This is a genomic window from Corynebacterium sp. HMSC11E11 (assembly GCF_001807025.1).
Taxonomy (GTDB): Bacteria; Actinomycetota; Actinomycetes; order Mycobacteriales; family Mycobacteriaceae; genus Corynebacterium; species Corynebacterium freneyi.
Genome location: NZ_KV787095.1, coordinates 1 through 3802, shown reverse-complemented (window position 1 = coordinate 3802; position 3802 = coordinate 1). Strand labels below are relative to the sequence as shown.

General features: G+C 67.1%; 5 protein-coding genes. 3 read left to right on the top strand and 2 right to left on the bottom strand.

What is annotated here, in order from left to right:
• Positions 1 to 171: 171 nt before the first annotated feature.
• The gene (locus tag HMPREF3121_RS00575) at positions 172 to 684 is read right to left on the bottom strand and encodes a ferritin (protein WP_070519078.1); all 513 of its coding nucleotides are present in this window, start codon (positions 682 to 684) and stop codon (positions 172 to 174) included.
• A 118-nt stretch (positions 685 to 802) separates the two neighbouring features.
• Here HMPREF3121_RS00575 and HMPREF3121_RS00570 point away from each other — a divergent pair, with 118 nt between their 5' ends.
• Genes HMPREF3121_RS00570 through msrB form a run of 3 tightly spaced genes read left to right on the top strand, consistent with a single transcriptional unit; the run spans position 803 to position 3319 of the window.
• Positions 803 to 1543: a dihydrofolate reductase family protein gene (locus HMPREF3121_RS00570; RefSeq protein WP_083291113.1), complete on the top strand. Its 741-nt coding sequence runs from the start codon at positions 803 to 805 to the stop codon at positions 1541 to 1543.
• Positions 1544 to 1553: 10 nt separating this feature from the next.
• Entirely contained in the window at positions 1554 to 2909 is a 1356-nt protein-coding gene (locus HMPREF3121_RS00565; protein WP_141742896.1) for a glycosyltransferase family 87 protein, read from the top strand.
• Entirely contained in the window at positions 2906 to 3319 is a 414-nt protein-coding gene (gene msrB / locus HMPREF3121_RS00560; RefSeq protein WP_070519073.1) for a peptide-methionine (R)-S-oxide reductase MsrB, read from the top strand. The genes HMPREF3121_RS00565 and msrB overlap by 4 nt, the downstream gene beginning before the upstream one ends.
• Positions 3320 to 3406: 87 nt before the next feature.
• Here the strand turns inward: msrB and HMPREF3121_RS00555 are convergent, their stop codons facing one another.
• Positions 3407 to 3607 (bottom strand): hypothetical protein, encoded by a 201-nt coding sequence (locus HMPREF3121_RS00555; RefSeq protein ID WP_070519071.1) that lies wholly within the window; start codon positions 3605 to 3607, stop codon positions 3407 to 3409.
• Positions 3608 to 3802: the final 195 nt, after the last annotated feature.

Sequence of the window (3802 nt, the reverse complement as noted above, 5' to 3'; positions counted from 1 at the left end):
AGGGTCGCGGGTTCGAGTCCCGTCATCCGCTCCACTACCCCGCCGGATCATGTTGATCCGGCGGGGTTTTTCGCGCCCGGGTCATGCCCCCACGAGAAAACCCGCCGCCGCGATGAAAGTCGCGGTGGCGGGTTCGTCGTCAAGCAGGTGCCGCGGATGCGGCGCACCGGCTTAGGCCTTGGAGTCCAGCTCCTCCTGACGGGAGCCGAGCTCCTCGTCGATGCGCAGCAGGCCGTGGCCGTCGGCGCCGATGAGCTCGATGCGGCCGATGATGTTGCGGACGGTGTCCTCCTCCTGGATCTGCTCGTCGATGAAGGTGTCGAGCAGCGGGCGGGAGTCGACGTCGCGCTCGTCGGCGGCGAGGTTCCACAGGTCACGGATGGAGGCGGAGACCTTCTCCTCGTGCTGCAGGGCGATGCGGAAGGCGTCGAGGGCCGTCTCCACCTTCACCTCCGGCGCGGGGACGGCGCCGATGAGGGCATGGTTGTCGCGGGCGGCGAGGTGGTCGATGAACTTCTCGGCGTGGACGATCTCCTCCTCGGACTGGGCGCGCATCCACTGCGCCATGCCGTTGAGGTCGAGTCGGTCCAGTTCGATGGCCAGCTGGCGGTACACGTTGGAGGCCTGGAGCTCCATGGTGACCTGGTCGTTGAATGCCTTTTCAAGCTTGTCATTGAGTCGCATGCCATAACCATATGCGCATGCCGATCAATCCCACAAGGGTTATTCGGCTAGCCAAAGAAGGGTGCCCTAACCTAGGGGCATTGGCGGGGTTGAGCCGCGTTGCCTAGGCTCGGCGTGCATGAAGTGGATGGGACAACTCGACGCCGGCGACCCGATCGCGGCGGGTTTCGTCGAGCCGCTCGACGGGGTGACGCTCATCGCGGTGACCTCGATCGATGGCCGCGCCGCAGTCGACGGGGTGTCCGGCGGCCTGGGCAATCCGGCCGACGCCGCGCTGCTGCAGGCGGTGCGCCGCGCGAGCGACGTCGTCCTCGTCGGGGCCGGCACGGTGCACGCCGAAAACTACGGTCCCGCGGCGGCCCCGACCCGGTTGGCGGTGCTCAGCGGCTCGTTCTCGGTCGATGCGGATTCCGCGATCTTCGACGACCCCGATAATCCGCCCATTCTCGTCGGGGGCGGACGGGCCGAGCCGGATCGTCGCGAAGCCCTCGCCGCCGCCGGGGCGGAGTTCCTCGACGTCCCCGACACCGCGCCGCACCGGGTAGTCGATGCTTTGCGACGGCGCGGCCTCACGCGCATCGCCCTGGAGGGCGGGCCCGGCGTGTACCGCGATTTTCTCCGCGCCAATGTGGTGGACCGCGCGTACGTGACCTTGGCGCCGATGGTCGTCGGCGACGGGCCGGCGACGTTCGGTTCCCGGGAAGAGGCGGACGGAAACTCGCACTCCGACGGTGACACCAACGCCACCGACACCTTCGACGCCACCGGCTCCGCACTCCCCCTCGGCTTCCGGGCGGAGGCGGCGGCATTTGACGACTCGCACCTTTTTGTCCGCTATTCCGGGGACGCCGCCGGGTAGCTTCGTACCCGTGACTACCTCCCCGACGACGACCGACGGCGCACGCGCCCACGCCCGGCGGATGGTGGCCCCCTTGTTGTGGCCATTGGCGATTTTCATGATCATCCACCGCGCCTGGGCGCTGCCCCACCAAAGCGGCGGCACCGACGACTTCACCACGGTGTGGCGCGCCCTGATCCGGTTCGGGGACGGCAACCCCGTGTACACGGCCAATTACGCGCACGTGGACCCGCATTACCTGTACTCCCCCGGCGGCACGTTGGCGTTGCAGCCGGTGACGTGGCTCGGCGACTACGACACGGCCCGGATGTGGTTCATTTTCGTGCAGGCCGCGGGCATCGTCGCGGCGGTCCTCCTGCTGTTGCGGTTGTGTCGCGTGTCGCTGACCAGCTGGATCGTGCCATTGACGCTGGCACTGACGTTCCTCACCGAATCGGCGACCAGCACGTTGCGCTTCGCCAACGTCAACGGCACGCTGATGCTCGCCCAGGTGCTGTTCATCGTCCTTCTCCTCGGCGGTCGCCGCACGCTGGCGGGCATCGTCCTGGGCCTCGCCATCACGGTCAAGCCCATCGTCGCGCCGTTGCTGTTCCTCGCCTTCGTGCGAAAGGACTGGTCGACCATCATCTGGGCCTTCGGCATCCCGGTGGCGTTCAACATCGTGGCATGGCCGTTGGCCGCCGACCCGATGGGATACGTCGAGCGTACGATTCCGTACCTGGGCGAGGTTCGCCTCCACGCCAATGCGTCCATCTCCGGCGAGCTGCTCTACTTCGGGGCCCCGGAATTGCTGGTGAAGCTATGGCTCATCGCGTTTGCCGCGCCGGTGATCTTCGCGCTGATCCTGCTGCTGCGGTGGCAGTGGCGCGACGAGGTCTTCTGGGCCCTGTCGACGTCCGGCGTACTGATGACGGGCGTGCTCCTGCTGAGCTCGCTGGGCCAGCAGTACTACGCGCTGCTGATCCTGCCGACGTTCATCGGCATCTTCCACGCTCTCTTCGGCCCCTCGGACGCCCAAGGCGACGCTCCCCGTTCGCTGGTGCTCAACGCCCCCGCCGGCTTGGCGGCGACCATGTTCTACTTCAGCCTCAACTGGTTCATGGACGACTACGCCGTGGGCTCGTTGCTGTGGATCCAGGTGATGGCGTGGATCGGCTGGATGCTGCTGTGCCTGACCATGTTCGCGGTGCTGATCAAGTGGACCATCGAGGAGCACGCGGCAGACTACGACTGGTTGGGGCGCGCCGGCGCGACGTCGTTTTTCGGGCGGGTTGGAACATCGTCGGCCCGGTCCGCCGTTGCAACGGATGAACGCCCCGGCACACGACCGGCGGACTCGGGACCGACGGAAAGGACGCACGCATGACGAACGACTGGAACCTCACCGACGACGAGTGGCGCGCCCGCCTGACCCCGGAGGAGTTCCGGGTGCTGCGGCTGGCCGGCACCGAGGCCCCCTTCGTCGGCGAGTACACCGACACCGAGACCGAGGGCGTCTACTCCTGCCGGGCCTGCGGCGCGGAGTTGTTCCGTTCGACGGAGAAGTTCCATTCGCACTGCGGGTGGCCGTCGTTCTTTTCCCCGCTGGCCGGCGACGCCGTCATCGAGCGCGCCGACGACAGCCTGGGCATGCGCCGTACGGAGGTGCTCTGCGCCCGTTGCGAGTCGCACCTGGGCCACGTCTTCACCGGCGAGGGCTACCCCACCCCCACCGATCAGCGCTACTGCATCAATTCGATTTGCCTGACGCTGGAGGAAAAGCCGGTCTCGCCGTAACCCGCCGGTCGACGTCAGCCTCGCCGACCCGGTTCACGAACGGCTCCGCGTTCGCCTTTGCTCGACGACGGCCCGCGAATCGACCGTTCAGCGTTCCTTTCCGGAACGCAGCGCCACAAACACGGCGTAGATCACGGCGATGACGAGGACCAGTCCGGCGGCCGACGCCCCCGAGCCGATCGCATCGGAACGCGGCGTGCCCATCGCGAACTCGGCGATGGCCCACGCCCCCACACCGAGGACGATCGCCGCTACCGTCGCCAATCCGATGATCCGTGACGTTCCCACTGATCGCGACGGTTTGCGTTGCTCCATTGTTCCTCCCGGTTCTTTCGTATGCCGAGCCCACGCTCGCACAGCTTCACTGACCAAACAAAATACCGGCACGCGTCCCGGAACGGGTTAACGACGGATGAATGGTCCACGTCGATTCGATTACGGAGAAAGACCAGCGCCCCCGCCACCCGGTCGTCGGGTGGCGGG

Excerpts from the sequence above, each read along its gene's own strand:
- msrB (WP_070519073.1), top strand. The coding sequence starts at position 2,906 with ATGACGAACGACTGGAACCTCACCGACGACGAGTGGCGCGCCCGCCTG.
- HMPREF3121_RS00575 (WP_070519078.1), bottom strand. The coding sequence starts at position 684 with ATGCGACTCAATGACAAGCTTGAAAAGGCATTCAACGACCAGGTCACC.
- HMPREF3121_RS00570 (WP_083291113.1), top strand. The coding sequence starts at position 803 with ATGAAGTGGATGGGACAACTCGACGCCGGCGACCCGATCGCGGCGGGT.